Genomic DNA, 22,060 nt, shown 5'->3' on the forward strand with positions numbered 1-22,060 from the left:
TTGGGGGAGGCGCATGACCTCGCCATAACAAGGAATAATGGGTGATGCCCATTCATTAAAATATCTTTAAACCGTGCAGTGGTTTCTAGAATCCCAAGACTGCAGGCACGATCAAGCCAGCCAATACGCCACCGATGATGGGGCCCAGAATCGGAACCCAAGAATACGCCCAATTCGAGCCGCCCTTACCGCGAATAGGCAGAACAGCATGGGCCATACGAGGGCCAAGATCACGCGCAGGGTTAATAGCGTACCCGGTAGGTCCACCTAGACTCATGCCGACAGCTACTACAATAAGTGCCACGGCCAGTGGACCCAAGCCGGAAGGAGTCTGTCCGGAGGCAACAACCCAGCCAACAAGTACGAATGTACCCAGAATCTCCGTCACCAGGTTCCAACCATAAGACTTGATCGCGGGACCGGTCGCAAAGATACCCAGACGATTACCGGGCTCTTCATCAAAGTGCTTCTTATAGGCCAAGAACGCGGCAACAGCACCTAGGAAAGCACCAAGAATCTGCGCCACAATATAGATCGCAATGTTTTCCGGAGTTGCTGGAACCCCCTTGGTCAAATCTTTACCGGCCGCCGTTAAACCAAGGGTAACCGCCGGGTTAAGATGCGCACCCGAAGGCCCGGAAAGATAAACGGCCGCAAAAACCGCAAATCCCCAAGCAAAAGTAATGACAACCCATCCGGCGTCCTTCGCATATGATTTGGGGAGTGAGACACCGGCGACCACGCCAGCGCCCAGAAGAATCAAAATGAACGTTCCAAAGAACTCGGAGGCAAAAAGCCCAAGATGGGTAGCAACACCATTATCTCCCACCAGCAGGCTTACCGCCTGTACGGGAATGGTTGCAGCCAAGAGAGACATATTTTTCCTTTCGTCGCCGCACAAGACATCCGCCCTAGGACACGTTACCGGGTAGTCCGGTCGCGCCATTGCGGATGCGCCATGACGGTGCGTTTGTGAGGTAGAGGAATCTCATGGGATACAACATATCGTAGGATTCCAAAATTATGGGTGGTGTGCCTGCTGGAAAAATACTAAATCAAACAGGCATACCATGCAGGATACGGCAATGATAAATGCCGTATCCTGCGGCAGTATTGAGCGAAACTCTGAGCTTCGCACAAGTTTTAGTGGTGCTGCACGTTGAGCTTCCTGCGGGGAACCACCGGGTCTACAGCCACAATCTTGGCAGACGCCTCAGCATCGGTAGAAGTGGACTCTGCCTCGCGAATAGCTTTTACCCGTTCGGTGTAGAGTGCAAGTTCGCGCGCGACCTTCGCATCATCCCAGTTGAGTTCGGATCGTATAATCTCAAGGATCTCAGGGGCCGCAGCCAACCCGCGATCACGTTGTTCGAGGTCAAGACGCACGCGGCGAACCAGTACATCCTCAAGGTGCAGGGCACCTTCGTAGCGAAGAGCGAACACGACATCGGCGCGTAAGAACTGCGGTGCATGTTTAAGAGGTTTGCCAAGATCTGGATCAGCATCAATAAGCGCACCAAGATCTTCAATCTGCGCGCCATAGCGTTCCAGCAGATGGGTAATACGGTCTTCATCCCAACCATAGCGTTGCGCGTAACGGTCACGGCCTGCCTCAATAGCGCGATATCCCTCGGCACCCACCAGCGCGATTGTTTCCGTCACCGACGGACGTTCCTGCGCACGATCACCGAGTGCAAAATCAACCGCATCCGCCGCCATTACGCGGTAGGTAGTCAGCTTGCCGCCAGCAATGGCACTCATACCGGGGGCAACCTCTGTGACAGTATGCTCACGAGACACCTTGGTGGACTGTGCGCCATCACCCTTAACCTTCGGCTGCAAGAGGGGGCGCAGCCCCGAATAGGTACCGATGATGTCGTCGTGGGTCAATGGATTAGCAATCAGCTTATTCGCCTGCTCCAGCACATAATCAATATCCTGACGCGTTGCCACAGGGCGCTCGCGATCCTCGGTATACGGGGTATCGGTCGTACCAATAATCCAGTAGCGCTGCCACGGGATAATGAAAAGCACTGATTTTTCGGTCTTCGTGAAAATACCGCTAGTAGCCTGGATACGATCACGCGGCACGACAATGTGAATACCCTTAGAAGCGAGTACTTCAAGGCCGGCATCCGGGCTTGCCAGAGATTCGGATTCTTCGGTCCAGACCCCGGTGGCGTTAATAATGTGCTTGGCTTTGACCGTGAGTTCCTGTCCGCTTTCAAGATCGGCCAGTCGCGCACCTACCACCTTGCCAGAGGTGTCTTTATCAATACCCACCACCTGGGTACGTGAGGCAGCCAGGGCACCATAACCGCTGGCGGTGCGAACAACATCAACGACCAAGCGGGCATCATCTACACGGGCATCGTAGAACTGAATAGCGCCGGTAAAAGCGGAGTCTTTGATATCTGGGAAGACTGTTTTGGTGCCCTTTTTTGTAAAGTGACGCTGCAAAGGAACTCCCTTTTTACCACGCGAACCGATATATGCGAGAGTATCGTACATGCCAATGCCGATAGCGGAATAGGAGCGCTCAATGACCGGCGTCTTCAATGGCCACAAAAAGGGCTGCGCGTGCACAAGATGAGGTGCAATTTTTTCGAGCAACAGACCGCGTTCCTTGAGAGCCTCGGTTACGAGTTTGAAATCTAGGTTATAGAGGTAACGTAGGCCACCGTGAATAAGTTTTGAGGACCAAGCGCTGGTGCCCGCAGCCCAGTCCCCGGCCTCCACAATACCTGTGCGTAGGCCGCGAGTCGCCGCATCAAGGGCAATACCGGCACCAGTAATGCCGCCGCCAATTACCAGAACATCAAGTTCAGTACCGCTGCTCATCTCAGCTAGGGCACGTGCACGGGATTCTGTTGTTAGGTGCGAGAGTTGCGCAAATTGTTGAGAGCTCATAGGTATCTTTCTTCTTGTGAGTATGGAGGCCGGACTACATGCCGAACCGAGGACGTATTGCTCTCAAGTAAAACTTAGTGGTGAAATAATTACCAAGTGGAGTGAACGGATTTTCACTTAAGGTTAGGAACGAATGAACGAACGACTCAGCCAAACCTATGAGGTCGCGCAGCTGTATTACATCCAAAATCTCACAATGGATACTATTGCATCCCGCCTAGGAGTTTCACGCGCAACTATCTCGCGTTTACTCAAAAATGCGCGCGAGACAGGCATGGTGCAGATTCGCCTCGACGACTCGTATAGAACCCGACATGAGCTCGAAAAACGGTTGGGGGAGCGGTACAAAGTTCGCGTTACTCTTGTGAATACCAAGCAGGACGCTACCCCAATCGCTAGGATGAGCCAGGTTGCGCGTTCTGCCGCGCAACTTCTTGATTCGCTAGTCGATAACGGCACAAGCATCGGGGTGGCCTGGGGTGCAACTCTCACAGAGGTTTCGCGGCATCTGCCTAAACGACCACTAGAGGGGGTGAGCGTGGTGCAATTAAACGGGGCAGGGAATGCGCATCATTCTGGAATACCATATTTAGGCACGCTACTGGGACGCATGGTAAGCGCCTACGATGCTTATATGATTCATTTTCCGGTACCCGCATTCTTTGACTTTGCCGATACCAAAGCTGCGATGTGGCGCGAGCGGAGCATCCAAGCAACACTGCAGGTGCAAAGCCGGGTCGATGTAGCAGTTTTCGGTATTGGTGCTTTCGGAGGGGCTATTCCCTCTCATGTGTACTCGGGTGGGTACTTTGATGTGACAGAACAGCGCTTACTGCGTGAGCAGGGAGTGGTTGGCGATATATGTACGGTGCTTCTGCGGGAGGACGGAAGCTGGAATGACCTTGAGATTAACCGTCGGGCATCCGGCCCCAGCCCTCAAGAGCTTTCCCGCATTCCTCGTCGTATATGCGTAGCCTCCGGAACGCACCGTGCGGCAGCGCTAAGAGGAGCGCTGCGTACGGGCGCTATTACAGACCTGGTGCTCGACGAAAAACTCGCCCGAGCCGTGATGGAGAAATAGTGTTAAAGAATTCTTGTTATGAGCCGAATGCTTCTTTAACGGCGTGCTGAAGCGCATCACGAACCATTACTAGGGCCGGATTCTTCGCGGACTCTGTGCGCACTGCGGTAAAGATCTTGCGTGAAGGCTTACCCGGAAGATCTACTGTGCGAATACCCTTTGTGTTAGATAGGCTTGAGAGTACGAATCCTGGCACTATAGTGGTTGCGCATCCTGAACGCACCAAGTTTGCATTAGTGATCATGTCGTTTGCGCTGTACCGAATATCTGGTTCGAACCCTACAGTGCGGCACTGATTGATAGCCCACTGACGCGATGTATTCTGTTCCATCTCAAGAACCCAAGGCAATTCGTTGGCTTCTTTGAGAGATTTGATGCTGGATTCTTCGGGGACGATAAGACTCAGGGGATCCTCTACCAAAAGCTCAGAGTGCAGGTCTGGATACTCGGGGATAGGATGGTGCGGATAAGCCTCTGAAAGAACCATGTCGTACTCGCGGCTTCGAGTGAGTGAAGTTCCCGTCTCTGGGTCGATCTGTAGAACGTGCAGAATTAGACGCGGTGCATGTTCTTCGAGGTACTTGATAGCGCGGGGCAGAAGCGCAAAGGAAGCGGATTGGAAGATCGCCAGGCGCACGGTTCCTGCTGGTTCTCCTGCAAGGTTTGCTACTGCTGTCTGCATGCGGTCTATCTCGCGCAGTATAGTACGAGCACTATCGACCATGACAAGACCGGCGTTCGTGAGCTGAACGCGCCGCCCAACACGTTGTAATAATGCTGTACCTGTATCTTTTTCGAGGTTTGCAATTTGCTGTGACACAGCAGATGGGGTCAAGCTGAGAGCATCCGCAGCAGCGATAATGGTGCCGCGTTCGTGAATCTCCAGAAGCATTTGCATACGCCGGATATCAGATACAGACATAAAGTCTCCTTAAATTAGCGCGGTCGTGGTTGGTTTAGTGGAGTAAGTGTGCGCTGTTCGCATCGGTCTTGCTGCCCCTCATTTTGCGGAGTACTAGGCTGCCTGATGCGGTATCTTAAACCACCTTAAGCTTTTCTTCATGGTATCGAAATAGGTACTTTCTGTGTCGCAGAAACGACGGACGCAACGATAAAGTTTTCATAAACATTTTGGGATGTCATTCTCTTGTAATAAATGAACTCTGTTCGTTTTGTCCAGTACTAAGTACTGTATTTTGATTGCAAACAAGTCTGGTTTAAAGCCGTAAATCTTTAAGGTTTAAAGTGCTTGTTGAATGTTGGATGAGGTGGGGTTGGATGGTAGTTGTTTGGCTTGTAGTGCGCTCAGGCCCTTCCGCCTATTTCATGGGGCTTAGTGGGGATTTGCGGCCGTCAAAAATATTTAGATATTCTAAAATATTATTGGCAAAAACATTCAGTTTTTCTAATGAGGTATTCAATACCCTTTTGTGGTGAAATAGAGACATCAATACGCTTCGTGTGCTTATAGCACACCGTAGTTAGTTAGGAGTCAAGGATGACGCATCCTTTCGCATCTGAGCATTACCAGAAATTGGCTCAGGACGCTCGTGCACTCGTTCGTCAATGGGTGACTGAGTCTCAGTCCATTAAGCCAACTTATGCTGCCAAGCAACTGGCTGGTGTTTTGAAAGACCCAAAGGGTCTGCCCTTTACCGTTGGATTTGTCGATGGCGTCATTCGCCCTGAGGACGACAACGTTTCGGGTCGTAACCTATCTCGTATTTCTGGTCTAGCTCCTTCCTTCTTGCCGTGGTACATGAAGTCCGCCGTTGGCTTCGGCGGCAAGCTGGCCGGTAAGATGTCGTGGCCTACCGTTCCTGTGGCGCGTCGCGTATTGCGCGAAATGGTAGGTCACCTGATCGTCGATGCTTCCGAAGAGAAACTGGGAGATGCCATCGCAGAACTTACCAAGAGTGGTAACCGTTTGAACGTTAACCTGCTGGGTGAGGCAGTGCTGGGTGATAATGAAGCCGAGCATCGCCTCTCTGAGACTAAGCGTCTGCTCGCTCGTGACGACGTTGATTATGTTTCTATTAAGGTATCTGCTGTCTCTGGTCCTCATCAGCACTGGGCATTTGACGAAGTTGTCGAAGAAGCAGTTCGACGTTTGACTCCGCTGTATGAGCTGGCCGCATCCTCTTCCCCCAAGAAGTTCATTAACCTGGACATGGAAGAGTACAAAGACCTCGATATGACCATTGAGGTCTTTACCAAGATCCTGGATCAGCCTCATCTGAAGGATCTTGAAGCAGGCATCGTGCTTCAGGCATACCTGCCCGATACTCTCGCCGCAATGCAGCGGTTGCAGGCGTGGGCAGCGGAGCGCGTTGCTAACGGCGGTTCTTCCATCAAGGTTCGTCTGGTTAAAGGCGCCAACCTCTCCATGGAAATCGTGGAAGGTGTTATGCATGGTTGGCCTGTTACCACCTGGGACACCAAGCAAGCTGCAGACACCAACTACAAGCGCATCCTCGATTACGCACTGCGTCCCGAGCATGCGAAGAACATCCGCCTAGGCGTTGCCGGGCACAACCTCTTTGACGTTGCGTTTGCGTTACTTTTGGCTGAAGACCGCGGCGTTAAGGATCGCGTGGAGTTCGAGATGCTGATCGGCATGGCCGAGCAGCAGGCAGAAATCATTCGCCGTCGTGTGGGACACCTGCTTCTGTATGTGCCCGTGGTGAACCCCAAGGAATTCGACGTTGCTATTGCATACCTGATTCGTCGCCTAGAAGAGAACGCATCTTCCGAAAACTTCATGTCGGGTATTTTCGATCTCGCAACTGACGAAGAAATCTTCAAGCGCGAAGAAGACCGCTTTATGCGCTCACTGAACTCGGTCACTGATGAGGTTCCGGAAGGCAAACGCCATCAAAACCGTCAGACTGAGAATGCAGATAACGTCTTCGTACCCGCAGGTCGTTTTGAGAACACACCCGATACCGACCCATCGCTGTCTGGTAACCGTGAGTGGGGCCGAGCTATCCTTGAGCGTTCCAAGACCACTCAAATCGGTATTGCTACTTTGAAGGAAAACGAGCTAACTTCTGCCGCTGAGGCTGAACAGCTTGTTGCTGATGCTGAAGCATCGGGTAAGGTTTGGGGTCGTCTCTCCGGCGCTGAGCGTGCTGCTGTACTGCGTAACGTTGGTAAGGAAATCGCCCTGCACCGTGCCGAGCTTCTGGAAGTTATGGCTGCTGAGGCCGGCAAGACTCTGGATCAGGGTGATACCGAGGTTTCTGAAGCTATCGACTTTGCCTATTACTACGCAATGCTTGCTGAGGACTTGGAAAAGATTGACGGTGCTCAGGTACAGTCGGTTGATTTGACCGTGGTTGTTCCGCCGTGGAACTTCCCGACGGCTATTCCCGCCGGTGGTGTTCTTGCCGGTCTGGCTGCAGGTTCGGCTGTTATCTTCAAGCCTGCAACTATTACCGCACGTACTGGTGCTCTGATTGCTGAGATCATGTGGAAAGCAGGCGTTCCCAAGGACGTTCTGAAGCTCGTCAAGGTTGTTGACCGTGAGGCTGGCAAGGTTTTGATCTCTCACCCCGAGGTTGATCGTCTGATCCTCACCGGTGGTTACGAGACGGCAGAGCTCTTCCGCTCCTGGCGCGATGATCTTCCGCTGTTTGGCGAGACCTCTGGTAAGAACTCTATCATCGTGACCCCCAACGCTGACATCGATCTTGCTGTCAAGGACGTTGTATACTCGGCATTTGGACACGCAGGTCAGAAGTGCTCCGCAGGCTCTACCGTCATCTTGGTAGGCGCTGCCGCACAGTCCGAGCGTTTCCGTCGTCAGCTTCTTGACTCCGTCAACTCTCTGCACGTGGCACATCCGCAGGATATTGAAGCTCAGATGGGGCCTGTTGCACAGAAGCCTGAAGAGAAGCTTCTGCGTGGTTTGACTACTCTAGGGCCGGGGGAGCGCTGGCTCATTCAGCCTAAGGAACTTGACGATACCGGTCGCCTATGGAGTCCCGGTGTTCGTGAAGGCGTTAAGCCTGGATCTGAGTACCATATGACCGAGTATTTTGGTCCGATCCTGGGCATCATGACCGCGGATACTTTGGAAGAAGCTATTGAGCTTCAGAACGCACCGGATTACGGCCTCACCGCTGGTCTGCATTCGCTGGATGCTGAAGAGCTTGAGCTCTGGCTCTCCAAGGTGCAGGCAGGTAACGTCTATGTGAACCGTGGTATTACCGGCGCTATCGTTCGCCGTCAGCCCTTCGGTGGCTGGAAGAAGTCCACTGTTGGTTCTGGTACCAAGGCAGGCGGTCCCAGCTACCTTATTGCATTGTCCGATTGGGAGCGCACCGAGGCTACCGCAACCGCTGTTCCTCAGTCAGTTGCTGTACGTGAAGTTCTGGCAACAGCAGATAACGCCGATTTGTGCACCGCAGAAGATTTCGCCTTCCTGACCCGTTCGGCATCCTCGGATGCTGAGGCTTGGGAGAGCGAGTTTGGTTACGGCTACGATCCCTCAAAGCTTGGAGTTGAGCGTAACATTCTGCGTTACGTTCCCACTCAGGTGCTGGTACGTGCTGACGAATCCGCCTCTGTGGCAGATGCTGTTCGTGTGGTTCTTGCTGGCTTGGCTGCGGGTGCGCCGATGGCTCTGTCTGTGGGCAAGGATCTGCCAGTCGCTGTACGCGGTATTCTTGAAAACAAAGGCATCAAGTACCTGGTCGAGTCCGATGAAGCATGGCGCACATACTTGGCTTCTAACGCTAAGACTCCGGTTCGCGCTCTGGCTGGTACTCCGCTTGAAGGTACTCGTATCCGTTACATCGGTGATGACGTCAAGTCCGTGTACACGGCCCTGGGTGGTCGTCCCGATGTTGCTGTGTACTTCCACCCCGTGACCGAGGCTGGTCGTATCGAGATGCTCCCCTTCCTGCGTGAACAGGCCGTTTCGATTACCGCACACCGCTTCGGTAACCCGAACCCCTTCTCAGAGAGTGTTATCTCCTCTCGATAAGATAAGTGCTGTTCTAGCCTGAGTTGGGCTAAATGGAATGAGATGCCTCGTCTCTGCTATACGTAGAGGCGAGGCATCTCACTATATTCTGTCTGGTTTTCAGAGTGTGAAGTTTTAATGAGGTACGTTTTCAACCTTATAGAAATTGCTTCTAAGAACCCATGACACGATTCGGAAAAAACGTGCTCAACATTACGTATCTATGAGATAATTTGTGTATTGCCTCTCGTATCCCACACCGTGAGAGGTTCGCACAGAACCGTGCGTAGCAAGAACACACTGAAAGGAAATCGCTGCTATGAGCAACGTTCCCGCAGAACTTCTGTACACATCTGATCATGAGTGGGTTTCCCCCCTTTCGGCTGAAGGTACTGTTCGCGTCGGTATTACCGATCACGCGCAGGATGCGCTGGGTGACGTGGTTTATGTAGACCTGCCCTCTGTCGGTGACTCCCTCGATGCTGAGGGTAGCTTTGGCGAGATTGAGTCCACGAAGTCCGTATCCGATCTTCTGTCACCAGTTGCTGGTGAGGTTGTCGCCGTCAATGAGGCGCTGGCTGATGACCCCGCACAGGTGAACTCCGATCCTTACGGCGAGGGCTGGCTTATCGAACTTCGTCCTGAAAATGCTGATGATGTGGCAAAGCTTCTTTCAGCGGAGGCCTATCAGGCTGAGTTGGACTAATTACTGGTACCTAGGCGTAGATATATATCTGGTGATTACCGCCAAAAAGACGGTAATCACCGGATAATTTTGTAAAATGTGACGAACAATAAATACAAATAATTCTAAAAATTTATCAATACCTATACTTATGTGTCGCGTGGAAAAATAAGGGTTTTTGGATGAATTGGTATTGTTTTACTACTTGATGGTTAAAGTTTTGTAATCTTTCGGCATCGAAAATGCCGTTATTCGGCGGTTTTCTAATGGAATTCTGAGACGGAACACTATAAGATTGACTCAAAGGTTCAGTGTTTATCATTTTGTGATAAATTATCTGAACCTCACTCACTCACAATACAAAAGAACAAGTAACGCCGTCTGCGAAGAAGCCGATTAGGTACTATGCAGCACGCCGAGGCGGTCTGCGCATCGGCGTAACTTTGACGAGCACAATTTCTCAAAGGAATACTATGAACTCCCGCATTGATGACAATCTCGCTCGGGCAGAGGCTCTAGTAGAGAGCGCTGAACGTGGCAAAGATAGTCGTGACCCCCGAGATATCAAGAGCCGCACTATAGGACAGGTTTTAAGTCAACTGGATCTTGATTTTCCGGGGATCAGCGCCTCTAAGATTCGTTTTTTGGAGGAGCGTGGTTTGGTCCACCCCAAACGTACCGATACTGGGTATCGAAAGTACTCCCAAACCGACATCGAGCGCCTGCGGTATATCTTGACGATGCAACGCGACTACTACATGCCGCTCAAGGTTATTCGTCAGCATCTTGACGATCTTGAGGCTGGTCGCGCCATTAACTCTGTACCTGCACCCGTTTCGGACGAGATGTTGGACCAGGTTTTGGGATCCACCAACGTTGCGGAAGGGCGTACATACAGTATCCGTGAGCTTGCAGAGTACTCGGGTGCTTCTGTTGAGCTTATTCGTGAGCTTATTGACTTCGGACTTCTGGATGACGAAGCAGACGCAAAATACACTGAATATGATGTGCTGATCGCCCGTGCTAGCGCCGAGCTTATGGGGCATGGTATTCAGCCCCGTCATCTGAGAGCTTTCAAATCTGCAGCAGACCGTGAAATCTCTCTTGTTGAGATCGCGGTGGCTCCTTTAGCTTCGCGCCGTGATGCAGCTTCTCAGACACAGGCCCAAGAGCGAGCCGATAAGATTCGCAAACTTTGTCTGCAGTTGCATGCAACCCTTGTAGAGTCTGCAATGCCGACGTATAACTAGGGCTTTCTGTACGCATGTAGTTAGAAGCTTGCGCTGGCTTCTGCCTCCGTAGATGGAGCAGGAGTCAGTCCTGCCAAGAAAAATATCACTCAATCTCAGTGTTGGATGCGTGAAAGTTTGATCGCTTTTGCGCATCCAATTTTTAAGGTTTGTTGCGGATATAGTGCTCAGAGTGAGGGTTTACATGTTTCCATGATCGTATTCTAGGCGCGTTCAGACGTTGTGCGGGCGAAGAATAATTTACTAAAGCTCAACTCCCACCCTGAAGATGTGCAAGTTTTATGCTAAGGGGAGAGATAGGTTAAACTATAAAGGCTGCCGTAGCTTTCAGAAGGCGCGGTTCCTCTTTTATCCCGTAATGTATTTGCTCTCTAAACGTGTAAAAACTGCTGGAGCTTAGTGCCCGGTATTTCCGTGCATTTGAACGGGTAACAAGGTAGGATAACAAACAGAAGTAACCCGTTCGGCTACGGACATCGGATAAGAAGGAGGTATTGCCAATGGCGCGATACGGCGTCGGTGACAAGACCACACCAGGGAATACCTCAAAAACTGGATCTCGTTCTTCTGAGGCTTACCATGATATGCATGGTACAGCCGAGCAACTAGAAGGGTTTGAAGTTCTTCTTCCGATGGCACCGCCTCCGCGTGGTGAACAGGGGGTTCTTTTTAAAGATCCTGTATCAATCGTCGACGAGAACCTAGGGTATCGCGGGTCTGTTGCCAGGAAAGCCGCCGGGATTAGCTATCGGCAGCTTGACTACTGGGCTCGTACGGAGCTTGTGGTGCCTACTGTGCGCTCCGCCTCAGGGTCTGGGACTCAACGGCTCTATAGTTTCCGCGATGTATTGGTTCTCAAGATCGTTAAGCGCCTTCTCGATACCGGAGTATCTTTACAACAGATTCGTACCTCTATTGACCATCTTCATACTCGGGGGATCGAGGACCTTGCAGGAATCACTCTGATGAGCGATGGAACCACCGTTTATGAGTGTACGTCGCCGAGCGAAGTTATTGATCTCGTACAGGCTGGTCAAGGTGTCTTCGGAATTGCTATTGGGCGAGTATGGCGTGAGATCGAAGCGAATCTGAATGGACAACCTGGTGAAGAGATGCAGACGGTATCGGACGCGGAAGACGAACTTGCCGCACGCCGCGCCCGTAAAGCCTGACGTGCACTAAAACCTCAATACTCTAGTAGAGTGGTTTTAAAGACATACGCTGTGGCACCACATATGCGTGATATACACGAGTGTAAAGATTATTGGGAAAACTTGCGATCGAGAGTTATCGAACGCAAGTAATTTCGATAAAATAAGAGTGCACTCATTCAATTGTTGAACTTATAACTTCGGAGCGCCATGCCTAGAATTGTCAGTGTTAGTAGCCTCAAAGGTGGCGTGGGTAAGACCTCCATTGTGTTAGGTCTTGCATCAGCAGCGTTGCACGGTGGGCTCAAAACCCTTGTCATAGATCTCGATCCCCACGGGGACGCTAGTACCGGACTTGCCGCGGAAGGCGGGTGCCCGGACATTGCCTCTATCCTGCTTACCCATGACACCGATGCGCTCACCCGCCTTGTGAGCCCGTCAGCTTGGAATAGCCTGGTGGGTACACCTACGCTACTCACGAGCAATCCTATAGAGGGCGGCGAAATTCATGTAGCTCGTGGTTCGGCGCGTTCGGCCCTTCTCGATACGAAAGAGCCTGCGCCCTTCATTGAACGGTTGCAGAACCTTATTGAAAATACTGGGAGCACATACGACTTAGTCCTCATCGACTGCCCACCGTTTTTAGGGACCCTTACAGCAACTGGATGGGGTGCAAGTCAGCGAGTGCTTTCGATTGCGGAGCCTTCACTTTTCTCCGTGGCGGGTACTGAGCGTACCCTCCGTGCGATTGTTAGGTTCCAGAAGGACGAGAATAGTTCTGTTGAGGCTGCTGCCGTTGTCGTGAATAAATTACGTGCCGACGATCCCGAGCACAGCTATCGGTATGAAGAATTGAAGGCACTCTTCGGGCAGCTTGTTGCTGAGCCTACGTTCAACGAGGAAGCTGTTATTCAGCGTGCTCTTGGGGCAGCACATCCGATTCACTTCTGGCCCGACGAAGAAGCTGTGGAGCCCTCCATACGATTTACACGTCTGCTTGCCGGACTCATGGCAGCACTGTAGAGCCTAGAGACGGATGTCCTGTGCCCCGGAATAAAAAACCCGGGGTATAGCGTTGTAACGTACGTATCAAGACTCAGTAATCTTTATTGCAGGTGAGGGACTATGAGTATCAAAGAGCTCGAAATTATTGATGGCGTAGCACAGTACGACCTTATCGTCATCGGCTCGGGATCGGGGAACACCCTGATAGGACCGGAATGGGATAACAAAAAAGTAGCGCTTATAGACGGCGGTACTTTCGGCGGAACATGCCTGAACGTTGGGTGCATCCCCACGAAAATGTTTGTGTACCCGGCAACTACTGCGCAGAAAGCACGTGAGCTCAATAAGTTAGGTATTGAGGCTGAAATTACTGCGATTAACTGGGCACAAATACGCGATCGTATTTTCCCTCAGCGCATCGATAAGATTTCTGCTGGTGGGCGTGACTGGCGCGCTGGTCTACCTAACGTGGATTACTATCCCGAATACGCTCATTTTATTGATGCTCATACAGTGCAGACAGAGTCCGGGCAGAAACTTTATGGTCGCCAGGTTGTAATTGCTGCGGGTTCGCGGGCGGTTCTTCCTGCGGTTCCCGGTATTGACTTACCACAGGTTCATACAAACGACACGATTATGCGTTTGGAAGAGTTCCCTCAACGTCTTGTGGTGCTTGGCGGCGGGGTTGTCGCTGCTGAGTTTTCACATGTATTCTCTGCTTTGGGGGCACAGGTTTATCAAGTTGTTCGTTCTAACCGTATTCTCCGTGAGGTAGATAAAGAAGTTGTAGACCGGTTCGTGGAAGCCGCATCTCACCAGTGGAACATTCTCCTGGAACGCTCTCTTGTTGAGATTCGCGAGAACGGCGATGGAACCGTTACCGTCGTAGTTGAACACGATGGCGAGGTAGAGGAGATTGTTGCGGATGCCGTACTTGCCGCAACTGGTCGTCGTTCCAATAGCGATACTCTTAAAGCATCCAGTTTCTTTGACGTCGATAGCCGCGGGTTTATTGGAACCGATAAATACCAGCGTGTGCTGTATAACGGTTCTCCCGTACCTGGAGTATTCGCGCTAGGTGATGTCTCCTCGCCATTCCAACTCAAGCATGTGGCAAACCATGAGGCACGGACCGTTCAACATAACCTTAGCCATCCCGATAGCTTTGTTGCCAGCGATCATCGTTTTGTCCCTGCTGCGGTTTTCAGTAATCCGCAGATAGCAACTGTGGGGCTCTCGGAAGAGAACGCCCGGAAGCTGGGGGAGCGTGAGGGCTTCGAAGTTACGGTGAAGAGCCAGAACTACGGCGATACCGCTTATGGATGGGCTATGGAAGATTCCGTGGGACTGGCGAAACTTATTGCCCGCAAAGACACGGGACAGCTCTTAGGCGCCCACCTTGTAGGGGAAGAAGCTTCAGTGTTGATCCAGCCGCTTATTCAAGCCATGAGCTTCGGATTGGGTGTGAAAGACATGGCCCGTGGTCAGTATTGGATTCACCCTGCTTTGACTGAAGTTATAGAAAATGCTCTTCTTGGGCTAGATGTAGATAACTAGTTTTCATATATAAAGCTGTGGGGGCTCTCACCAATCTTGGTGAGAGCCCCCACAGCTTTTAGCCTCTTTTCGCGTTCAAGAGCTACGATTCTTCCGAAGAGATTCATGAAGCTTTTTGTTGTTTTCTAAATCTCCGCGCATGTGCTCTTTACCATCAGGGTATGTACGTTCTTCATCTGAAGGTGTGGCTCGGACTGGCTGATGCTGAGATAACTTTTCCGCCGCTTGTCCTTTAAACTCTTCAAGGCGTTCAGTCGCTTCGACCTTTAGATCATGAAGTTTTTCTGTCTTCTCTGTTTTGAACTCTTGGAGCCTATCAGAAGCTTGCTCGGCGTAGCTTTGCAGACGTTCGAGTTTATTATTAGCGCTTTCCGAAACACGGCTATAGATGTCATCCACATAAGCAGAAAAATCCTGCAGAATCTTAGCCCGTTTGAGCTTTTGAGAAGGTGTTAAATAGCCGTCCGCCTCCGTCAAATCCTTACCCATAATGCGGAATTCGCGGATAGCTTCTGCGCGAGATACCAGTTGATTAGCCTCGTCAATAATGCGCTGGATCGCGGCACGCACGGCAGGATGCACGGCGGCCTCCGGCATGGAAAGGGAACGCGGAAGCCCCAAATGTTCAAGCTGATCGGGGAGAGTATCGGGATCGAGAGTAACTAAAGCCGCAATAAAGGGTTTCTGATCTCCCACGAGCATAGCCTGAGATACCAAGGGAGAAGTTCGTAGATGGTTCTCCGCAGTGCCCGGAATAACATTCTTGCCCCCGGCCGTCACGATGATTTCTTTTTTGCGCCCCACAATTTTGAGGAGCCCTTGATCATCGAAACGGGCTAGATCACCGCTCTTGAACCATCCATCGTCAGTGAAAGACTGGGCATTTTCAGCGGGGTTTTTGTAGTATTCCTTCATCACGCCGATTCCACGCAGTTCAAGCTCGCCATCTTCGGCAAGACGGCCTTGAGAACCTGGCAGAAGCGGACCAATAGCCCCGATCTGAAAATTGCTGATGCGCCCGGCAGCAATCGGCGCACATGTTTCCGTGAGACCATAACCCTCAACCACTCGGACTCCTACTGCATGGTAGAAATGATTCAACCGTGGGGAGAGAGGCCCGCCTCCACAAACCGCGTAACGTAATTTGCCGCCCATAGCGGCACGCAATTTCGCATAAACTAGCTTATCGTAGAGTGCATATTGCGCCGCTAACTTGAGAGGAAGCCTCCCAGAAACTTTAGCCTCAGACCAAGCGATAGCGGCGTTAACTGATCGCTTAAAAAGATTTTTGTTTAAGGTACCGCCTCGCGCCGCCTTTGCTAATGCTCCCTCATAAATCTTCTCAAAGACCCGCGGTACTACCAGCAGCATAGTGGGCTTAAAACTATCCAGATCAGCAGCAAGATTCTTAATGGTAGGGGAGTGTCCAACAACAACTCCGGAATCCAAAGCAAGAATCTGAATAAACCTTGCCAGAACATGCGCTAAAGGTAAGAAGATAAGGGAAGAACTGCGCGGATTAGCGATTTCCGGTTCCACTATGCGCGTGTTAAGACTCAAGTTAAGAAAGTTTCCGTGCGTGAGTGCGCATCCCTTAGGTTTACCTGTTGTACCGGACGTGTAGACGATGGTTGCAAGCGAATCGGCATGAGCATGCGTGCGGGCCGCTTCAAGTTCGGCATCGGAGACGTCTAAACCTGCTCTGATGAGCATATCCAAATCCCCATTTTCAATGACCCAACGGTTCTTAATACTGAGAGGCTGAAATTTATGCGCTCTATCAGTAATCTGGGCCAGTTTATCGTTCTCCACAAAAATCGCTTGTGCCTCAGAATGCGATAAGGCCCAGGCAACTTGTGCGGGTGCGTTCGTCTCGTAGATAGGTACCGATATGGCTCCGGCATACCAGATAGCAAAATCTATTAAAGCCCACTCAAAGCGGGTGCGGCTCATAATACCTATGCGATCACCAGGTTTAACGCCATGGGCAATGAGTCCCTTAGCTACGGAAACCACCATGTCATGAAACTGATGTGCGTGAATGTCCTGCCAATTGCCAGGCGACATCTGCCACCGATACAGCACTGGATTTGAGGTGTCGGAGGCATGGCGTTCCACAATACTGGTGAGATTCAACGCTGGATCTACCATAGCTTCTGCGGGTACGGAGACAATTTGCATACAAGGCCTTTCAACGCTGTAGCTTGGATTATGCTTCACAGTCAACGACAAAATCTTGTATCACGGATAAGATAAGTTCCGCGTCGTAGTCTAGAGTCGGCACATGGTAACTGTGAGTCAACCATTTAAAGTTTACCGGTGCTGAGCAGTGTTCTAGAAAATAGCGGTGCGAACTATCTGAGACAACATGATCGTGGAGGGAACGCAGATAAAGCACCGGAGCCCGTAGCAAGGGTATCAGCTCACGAGTCTCTCGGCCCAAAAGGTGAAGCTGCCGTACAGAAACGGTAGGAGTTCGTGGATATGCACCTTCATCAACTCCAGGACGGGCAATGTCAGATCCAACAGACTTGAGCGAAGGAAATATAGGGGCAACTCGGTGTGCCACTTTCATCATGGGGTTTACATCCACAAAATAGGGGTTAATGAGCACCATGCCTAGAACATCATGCCGAGCCGCTAAATTGGTAGCAATGCACCCGCCCATAGAAATACCGATTACGATAACCCGATAGCCTGCATTGAGGAGTTTCCAATATCCTTCTTCGACACCATCAACCCACTCTTTATACTCGGTCGCCACCATGTCTCGCCAGTGTGTGCCATGCCCAGCAAGACGAGGCATCTCAACAGGGTAGCCGAGCTTAATAAAGTGATCTGCTATAGGTCGCATACTGTGCGGGGATCCTGTGAAGCCATGAATGATGAGAAGGCCAACATCACCCTCATAGAGTTCACGGTCAGCCGGATGGGAAATAGGATCGTGGTTGAACTCCGACTCTAAAGAGTTTTGCACACGCATTGTTGAGGGCTGGACGGCAAGCTCACGACGCTGATGTGCCTGACGGCGGATGCGGCGCAACGGTTCACCTGCATTCTCGAAAATATTCATGGCTTCCTTTCAACAGTACGCTCTCACTTTGAGACTTGGAACCGTTCAAGAGTTGAATAGGTTCGTGGTCAATTATTACCTACAGCTCTGGGATAACACCGTCTGAGCTACGCTAAGAGCGCGAAAACGATAATATTCACAGATAACTATCAGACAAAAGTCACCTCGGCGTCGGGAAAGAGGGGATTTCGGCACGGTACTGCTAAAACCGTTACAATCTAATCACGTAGAGGTTTCGCATTGTTGCCGTCCTCTCGTGATATGTGCTCGCTAACCACATCCGTCATATACGGGTACGCGTGCCTATCCCGCATTTATTGTTTTATGACGGAAGAGCTATGACCCTCGCCTACAGCACCCTCAAATTTCTTAGTACGCCCATTCTGCATAGTCTCTATCGGCATGAGATTATCGGGCTTGAGAACATACCCCAGGGACCGGTCATTATTGCAAGTAACCACCTAGCATTTTGCGATTCAGTTTTTATACCTCTTGCGCTCGATCGCCCTATTAATTTCTTGGCGAAAAGTGATTACTTCACAACATCCGGTGTCAAAGGTCGCGCTATGGCTAAATTTTTTACAAGCATGGGTCAGCTTCCCATGGATCGTTCCGGTGGGGTCAAAAGTCAAGAATCTCTTGCCAGAGGCCTTCGGGTGCTAGAATCAGGCGGCATACTGGGGATCTATCCCGAAGGCACCCGCAGTCCTGACGGGCGTGGCTACCGTCCCAAAGTTGGAGTAGCAAGATTAGCCCTTGAATCTGGAGTTTCCGTCGTACCAGTAGGGCAGATTGGTACGGACCTGGTGCAGCCGCTGGGAACAAACAGGCCGCACCTGCACAATCGCGGACAAAAGATAACGATTCGTACAATTTTTGGAAAGCCGCTAGATTTCTCCAGCAGAAGTCACGAAGCGCATCTTTTCTCCGTACAACGTGAGATTGCGGATCGTGTAGGTGTAGCTATTCGTGAGCTTAGCGGGCAAGAATATGTTGATGTGTACGCGGATGCGGTGAAAAAACTCATGGCGTCCGACAGCTTAACCGCCGAACAGGCTGTAAACCGTCTGTGTGCAGAGTGCCCATAAACTTATCTAAGACTGCGCCATATGCTCAGATACGGCATTTTAGGAAGGTACAATAATCTTTATCCTTGTAACGCCGCGTCAGCGTGCTGAACCATACAGAAATTCTGGAGTACACACCCATGAGCAACGCGAACCATAACCACCAGCTTGGCGCAGATTACGGGTTGGATACCTGGCGGAATCTGCATATAGATCAGCAGCCTACATGGGCAAATCACGCTGATTTTGACGCAACTGTTGCCGAGCTGAGCTCTCTGCCCCCGCTAGTTTTTGCTGGTGAGGTAGATTCTATGCGCGAACAGCTGGCGGAAGTAGCCGAAGGACGTGCGTTCTTGCTACAGGGCGGTGACTGTGCCGAAACTTTTGAAGGTGCCACAGCCTACAAAATCTCTGGTCGCATCAAAACTCTTCTCCAGATGGCGGCGGTTCTTACCTACGGCGCTTCGATGCCTGTGGTGAAGATGGGTCGTATGGCTGGCCAGTTCTCAAAGCCACGTTCCTCGGATACGGAAACACGTGGCGATGTTACTTTGCCTTCCTTCCGGGGCGAAACCGTCAACGGTTTTGAGTTCACGCCTGAAGCTCGTGAGCATGATCCTAAACGTATGCTGCGCGGCTACCACACCAGTTCCGCCACCCTTAACCTTGTGCGTGCTTTTACAAAAGGTGGCTTTGCAGATCTACGCGCGGTACATCAATGGAACCGCGGGTTTACTTCAAACCCAGCGCATGAGCGATACGAACAAACAGCTGATGAAATCGGCCGCGCCCTCAAATTCATGGAAGCCTGTGGAGTTGATTTTGATGCGCTCAAAACTACCGATATGTATGTGGGGCATGAGGCTTTAGTCCTTGACTATGAAAGGTCCCTCACCCGCATCGATTCACGAACCGACTTGCCCTATGACACCTCAGCCCATTTCTTGTGGATTGGTGAGCGAACTCGTGGGATTGATGATGCGCACGTGGATTTCCTCTCTAAAGTGCGTAACCCCATCGGCGTAAAACTCGGTCCCACAACCACCGCCGAAGATGCACTGGCCCTTATCGATAAACTTGACCCGAATCGTGAACCCGGTCGCCTCACTTTTATTACCCGTATGGGGGCTAAGAATATTCGAGAGAAGCTGCCTCCTATCGTCGCAGGGGTACAAGCTGCTGGTGCACAGGTTATCTGGGTAACCGATCCTATGCACGGTAACACAATTTCCGTTCCTTCCGGCTATAAGACCCGCCGTTTTGACGATGTACTCGATGAAGTTCGCGGTTTCTTCGAGGTACATGATGCTCTCGGCTCATTCCCTGGCGGTATTCACGTTGAGATGACCGGGGATGACGTTACTGAATGCCTAGGTGGCTCAGACGCTATTGATGAAGAAGCCCTAGCTGATCGTTATGAATCTCTTTGCGATCCCCGGCTGAATCACTCGCAGTCGCTTGAAATCGCGTTCTTGGTATCCGAGTATCTCAGGAACCGATAAGCAATCTAGTTTTAGCTTTATGCTGAAGGTCGCATAGAACTTTACAGAGTTTCTATGCGACCTTCGCATATGGGATTACTCTATAATCCGCCGAAAAGCCTGGAAAAATCTTGCCACCAGGCGGCCTGCAGCACTGATGTGGCGAGCATCCAGCCCGTAAAACCAGCCGCCATAAAGAGAACGACCACCACTAATGCGGCGAGGCTCCACGCTGTAGCTGAAGGTGGCTCGGCAAGAGACTCGGTAGGGAATCGAGGATCAAGAATGTGCCGACGTTCGCGCTCCTGCGTTTGAGAAATCCAGCTTTGTTCAGAGTCTAGAGAGGAATTTTGCTCCTGGTTTGCTTGGACAGGAACACTTGAATTCCGGCGATCATATATTCGTTGCGGATCTGCATAGGCAGAGAACGATTCATCATCTAGCTGCTCTTTGGACATAGACTTTTCTTGCTGAGGAACGTGCTGAGTGGAAGGTGATTCTGATCGTGGTACTGGCGATGGCTCTGGTTGTAGCGCGTTATGGAGATTCGCTGGTGCACTAGGGGTTGAAGATGGGGGAGATATTAGGCTCTCGTCGGGACCATGTGGTTCTGGACCAATACCGATATGCCCTTGTTCATGGACAGCAGGGGAGAGAGGGACACCGAAATCGTCAATTACTGAATTCTCTGCATCTACGTCGAGAATCAAATCTACCGCGCTGCCGTACGCGCTAATAGGAGTATCACGCACCATTTGCGCCATGCCGCTGCGCTCAGCAATATCACCCACCTCATCCCAAAGTGCAAGCTCGGGAGGTTCAAGATGCGGGGAACGCCATGCACGATCTTTAGGAGTCATCCGCTGGGCTATCTCGGATAAAGCAGTGAAAAGTTCCGTGGCGTCCTCGGGGCGTGCATCCGCTTGTTTACGTGTGCACCACCTGATAATCCCCGCTATATCGGGGTCGATTCCCGGAGCTACTTCCGTAATTGGAGGCATCTCAATGTTGGCGTTGTGGTAGAGAACCTGTTGATCGTTGTGTAAACCGGTAAACGGTAAACGACCGGAGAAAATACGGTACATCATAACGCCCAGCGCAAAAATATCCGCTGGAGCACCAACACGTCCTTGCGGGTCTAAAATTTCAGGCGCCACATAGGCGGGGGTACCCATAAGAACCCCAGAGTCATATTGGTCGTTGCGGCGTGTAAGACCAAAATCTGCTAACTTAATGCGCCGCTGAGTATCTAAAAGAATATTCCCCGGCTTCATATCGAGGTGAACATACCGATGCGCATGCACCTCTGAAAGCCCTTCAACAACGGGAAGCAAAATTTCAAGACCTTCCCCCATAGACAGCGCTTGGCGAGAGCGAAGGAGCTGGCTGAGCGTACACCCATAAACGTACTCCAAAGCGATATACATAATGCGCTGCCCCTGAAGATACTCGGTACCTGAAGACAACACACCTACTGTGTGACCCCCGCCAATTTTACGCAGAGAGCTTTCCTCACGATGGAATTTTTGCCTGTTCTCCGCTTGTTCGGCAAGTTCGGGTGTAAGCACTTTAATAGCTACGGGATTATTCGACCACAAGTCAGAAGCGTAATAGACTTCACTCATGCCTCCGCGGGCTATCATTCGTCCCATGAGGTAGTGCTTTTCGAGCACTTGACCGGTTAACCGCAGCGGCTGCTTATGATTCGTTTGGGGAGCAGGACCGGGCACAGAGGAACCGGAATTAGGCTGTGGAGTATGACTCATAGTGATAAAAATTTTAGGCGATGCATTTGAATGATGCGACCCTATTTGTCATGTCGGAACCTAAC

15 protein-coding genes are annotated in these 22,060 nt (G+C 51.2%); 9 read left to right on the forward strand and 6 right to left on the reverse strand.

What is annotated here, in order from left to right:
* Nucleotides 1-85 precede the first annotated feature (85 nt).
* Nucleotides 86-877: an MIP/aquaporin family protein gene (locus HMPREF0733_RS07820; RefSeq protein WP_041321729.1), complete on the reverse strand. Its 792-nt coding sequence runs from the start codon at nucleotides 875-877 to the stop codon at nucleotides 86-88.
* Between the two features lie 266 nt (nucleotides 878-1,143).
* The gene (locus HMPREF0733_RS07825; RefSeq protein ID WP_013398820.1) at nucleotides 1,144-2,910 is read right to left on the reverse strand and encodes a glycerol-3-phosphate dehydrogenase/oxidase; all 1,767 of its coding nucleotides are present in this window, start codon (nucleotides 2,908-2,910) and stop codon (nucleotides 1,144-1,146) included.
* Nucleotides 2,911-3,043: 133 nt separating this feature from the next.
* On the opposite strand from HMPREF0733_RS07825, the gene HMPREF0733_RS07830 reads away from it, so the two are divergent.
* Nucleotides 3,044-3,991 carry a sugar-binding transcriptional regulator gene (locus tag HMPREF0733_RS07830; RefSeq protein ID WP_013398821.1) on the forward strand — a complete coding sequence of 316 codons (948 nt, stop codon included), beginning with the start codon at nucleotides 3,044-3,046 and terminating at the stop codon, nucleotides 3,989-3,991.
* 16 nt (nucleotides 3,992-4,007) lie between these two features.
* Here the strand turns inward: HMPREF0733_RS07830 and HMPREF0733_RS07835 are convergent, their stop codons facing one another.
* A complete protein-coding gene (locus HMPREF0733_RS07835) occupies nucleotides 4,008-4,913 on the reverse strand; it encodes a LysR family transcriptional regulator (RefSeq protein WP_004004365.1) in 906 nt (301 codons plus the stop codon).
* Nucleotides 4,914-5,489: 576 nt separating this feature from the next.
* Between HMPREF0733_RS07835 and HMPREF0733_RS07840 the strand changes: the two genes are divergently transcribed.
* The 6 genes from HMPREF0733_RS07840 (at nucleotide 5,490) to HMPREF0733_RS07865 (ending at nucleotide 14,608) form a co-directional block, all read left to right on the forward strand.
* Nucleotides 5,490-8,981 carry a bifunctional proline dehydrogenase/L-glutamate gamma-semialdehyde dehydrogenase gene (locus HMPREF0733_RS07840; protein WP_013398822.1) on the forward strand — a complete coding sequence of 1,164 codons (3,492 nt, stop codon included), beginning with the start codon at nucleotides 5,490-5,492 and terminating at the stop codon, nucleotides 8,979-8,981.
* Nucleotides 8,982-9,279: 298 nt separating this feature from the next.
* On the forward strand, nucleotides 9,280-9,666 hold the full coding sequence (gcvH, locus tag HMPREF0733_RS07845) for a glycine cleavage system protein GcvH (RefSeq protein ID WP_004004367.1): 387 nt from the start codon (nucleotides 9,280-9,282) through the stop codon (nucleotides 9,664-9,666).
* Nucleotides 9,667-10,118: 452 nt separating this feature from the next.
* Entirely contained in the window at nucleotides 10,119-10,895 is a 777-nt protein-coding gene (gene ftsR, locus HMPREF0733_RS07850) for a transcriptional regulator FtsR (protein WP_013398823.1), read from the forward strand.
* A 584-nt stretch (nucleotides 10,896-11,479) separates the two neighbouring features.
* Nucleotides 11,480-12,067 carry a MerR family transcriptional regulator gene (locus HMPREF0733_RS07855; protein WP_041322042.1) on the forward strand — a complete coding sequence of 196 codons (588 nt, stop codon included), beginning with the start codon at nucleotides 11,480-11,482 and terminating at the stop codon, nucleotides 12,065-12,067.
* Between the two features lie 228 nt (nucleotides 12,068-12,295).
* Nucleotides 12,296-13,069, forward strand: coding sequence for a ParA family protein (locus HMPREF0733_RS07860; RefSeq protein ID WP_244864685.1), 774 nt, complete (start codon nucleotides 12,296-12,298; stop codon nucleotides 13,067-13,069).
* 102 nt (nucleotides 13,070-13,171) lie between these two features.
* Complete coding sequence (locus HMPREF0733_RS07865) at nucleotides 13,172-14,608, forward strand: mycothione reductase (protein ID WP_013398826.1); 1,437 nt, start codon at nucleotides 13,172-13,174, stop codon at nucleotides 14,606-14,608.
* 75 nt (nucleotides 14,609-14,683) lie between these two features.
* Here HMPREF0733_RS07865 and HMPREF0733_RS07870 read toward each other — a convergent pair whose 3' ends face one another.
* Together HMPREF0733_RS07870 and HMPREF0733_RS07875 are read right to left on the reverse strand one after the other, a co-directional pair.
* Nucleotides 14,684-16,789: an AMP-dependent synthetase/ligase gene (locus HMPREF0733_RS07870; RefSeq protein WP_013398827.1), complete on the reverse strand. Its 2,106-nt coding sequence runs from the start codon at nucleotides 16,787-16,789 to the stop codon at nucleotides 14,684-14,686.
* A 28-nt stretch (nucleotides 16,790-16,817) separates the two neighbouring features.
* Nucleotides 16,818-17,681, reverse strand: a complete 864-nt coding sequence (locus tag HMPREF0733_RS07875) for an alpha/beta hydrolase (protein WP_013398828.1) — start codon at nucleotides 17,679-17,681, stop codon at nucleotides 16,818-16,820.
* Nucleotides 17,682-18,019: 338 nt separating this feature from the next.
* On the opposite strand from HMPREF0733_RS07875, the gene HMPREF0733_RS07880 reads away from it, so the two are divergent.
* Nucleotides 18,020-18,769, forward strand: a complete 750-nt coding sequence (locus HMPREF0733_RS07880) for a lysophospholipid acyltransferase family protein (protein WP_013398829.1) — start codon at nucleotides 18,020-18,022, stop codon at nucleotides 18,767-18,769.
* A 119-nt stretch (nucleotides 18,770-18,888) separates the two neighbouring features.
* Nucleotides 18,889-20,250 carry a class II 3-deoxy-7-phosphoheptulonate synthase gene (locus tag HMPREF0733_RS07885; protein WP_013398830.1) on the forward strand — a complete coding sequence of 454 codons (1,362 nt, stop codon included), beginning with the start codon at nucleotides 18,889-18,891 and terminating at the stop codon, nucleotides 20,248-20,250.
* A gap of 80 nt (nucleotides 20,251-20,330) precedes the next feature.
* Here HMPREF0733_RS07885 and HMPREF0733_RS07890 read toward each other — a convergent pair whose 3' ends face one another.
* Nucleotides 20,331-21,995: a serine/threonine protein kinase gene (locus HMPREF0733_RS07890; protein WP_013398831.1), complete on the reverse strand. Its 1,665-nt coding sequence runs from the start codon at nucleotides 21,993-21,995 to the stop codon at nucleotides 20,331-20,333.
* Nucleotides 21,996-22,060: the final 65 nt, after the last annotated feature.

It is taken from the genome of Rothia dentocariosa ATCC 17931 (assembly GCF_000164695.2).
GTDB lineage: Bacteria > Actinomycetota > Actinomycetes > Actinomycetales > Micrococcaceae > Rothia > Rothia dentocariosa.

Bases quoted from the DNA above. Each gene is read 5' to 3' on its own strand.
- HMPREF0733_RS07820 (WP_041321729.1), bottom strand. From the start codon at position 877: ATGTCTCTCTTGGCTGCAACCATTCCCGTACAGGCGGTAAGCCTGCTG.
- HMPREF0733_RS07825 (WP_013398820.1), bottom strand. From the start codon at position 2,910: ATGAGCTCTCAACAATTTGCGCAACTCTCGCACCTAACAACAGAATCC.
- HMPREF0733_RS07830 (WP_013398821.1), top strand. From the start codon at position 3,044: ATGAACGAACGACTCAGCCAAACCTATGAGGTCGCGCAGCTGTATTAC.
- HMPREF0733_RS07835 (WP_004004365.1), bottom strand. From the start codon at position 4,913: ATGTCTGTATCTGATATCCGGCGTATGCAAATGCTTCTGGAGATTCAC.
- HMPREF0733_RS07840 (WP_013398822.1), top strand. From the start codon at position 5,490: ATGACGCATCCTTTCGCATCTGAGCATTACCAGAAATTGGCTCAGGAC.
- gcvH (WP_004004367.1), top strand. From the start codon at position 9,280: ATGAGCAACGTTCCCGCAGAACTTCTGTACACATCTGATCATGAGTGG.
- ftsR (WP_013398823.1), top strand. From the start codon at position 10,119: ATGAACTCCCGCATTGATGACAATCTCGCTCGGGCAGAGGCTCTAGTA.
- HMPREF0733_RS07855 (WP_041322042.1), top strand. From the start codon at position 11,480: ATGCATGGTACAGCCGAGCAACTAGAAGGGTTTGAAGTTCTTCTTCCG.
- HMPREF0733_RS07865 (WP_013398826.1), top strand. From the start codon at position 13,172: ATGAGTATCAAAGAGCTCGAAATTATTGATGGCGTAGCACAGTACGAC.
- HMPREF0733_RS07870 (WP_013398827.1), bottom strand. From the start codon at position 16,789: ATGCAAATTGTCTCCGTACCCGCAGAAGCTATGGTAGATCCAGCGTTG.
- HMPREF0733_RS07875 (WP_013398828.1), bottom strand. From the start codon at position 17,681: ATGAATATTTTCGAGAATGCAGGTGAACCGTTGCGCCGCATCCGCCGT.
- HMPREF0733_RS07880 (WP_013398829.1), top strand. From the start codon at position 18,020: ATGACCCTCGCCTACAGCACCCTCAAATTTCTTAGTACGCCCATTCTG.
- HMPREF0733_RS07885 (WP_013398830.1), top strand. From the start codon at position 18,889: ATGAGCAACGCGAACCATAACCACCAGCTTGGCGCAGATTACGGGTTG.
- HMPREF0733_RS07890 (WP_013398831.1), bottom strand. From the start codon at position 21,995: ATGAGTCATACTCCACAGCCTAATTCCGGTTCCTCTGTGCCCGGTCCT.